Origin of the sequence: Terrisporobacter petrolearius, assembly GCF_020748185.1 — a bacterium.
Taxonomy (GTDB): Bacteria; Bacillota; Clostridia; order Peptostreptococcales; family Peptostreptococcaceae; genus Terrisporobacter; species Terrisporobacter petrolearius.
In genome coordinates, this window is the sequence record NZ_JAHZMO010000140.1 from 1 (window position 1) to 498 (window position 498).

Annotated in this window: 1 protein-coding gene; it reads right to left on the bottom strand. The window is 54.4% G+C overall.

The genetic code is table 11. From position 1 onward, the window contains the following. A partial coding sequence (locus tag K0040_RS22440) for an exodeoxyribonuclease V subunit beta (protein WP_228110441.1) occupies positions 1-462 on the bottom strand: 462 nt, incomplete at its 3' end. Between the last annotated feature and the right edge of the window lie 36 nt (positions 463-498).

The following is a 498-nucleotide window of genomic DNA, read 5'->3' on the forward strand; positions in this document are numbered from 1 at the left end:
GCGGTTCGAAAGGTAAACGGAAGGGATTTCCAGCAACGTTAAGGCATCGCGCACCTGGGCGGCCTCCTGGCGGCTACGCACCAGCACACTGATGTCCGAAGCACGCACCGGACGCGCGTCGTCGCCGTTCATCAGCAACGCTTCGCCCCGCTGTCCGGCTTGTAGCCAGTCGCGGATTTGCGCAGCACATACCTGCGCCATGGTACTTTGATAGTCGCCAACGCCGCAGCTTTCGCCTTCCATCAGCCACATTTTCATCGCAGGCTGCGTTTCACCTTTAAATACCAAACGTAACGACTGATTTTTCCCGGCTGATTTCACTGGAATAAACGGTATTTCGCGAAACATGAACGCGTCATCAGTCTGGCTGAAAAGCTTATTCACGCTGTTCACCATTCCAGGTGCGGAGCGCCAGTTGGTGTCTAAAGTGTAGTGGGCGTGAACTTCGCTACGCGCCTTCATATAAGTGAAGATATCCGCACCCCGGAATGCATATAT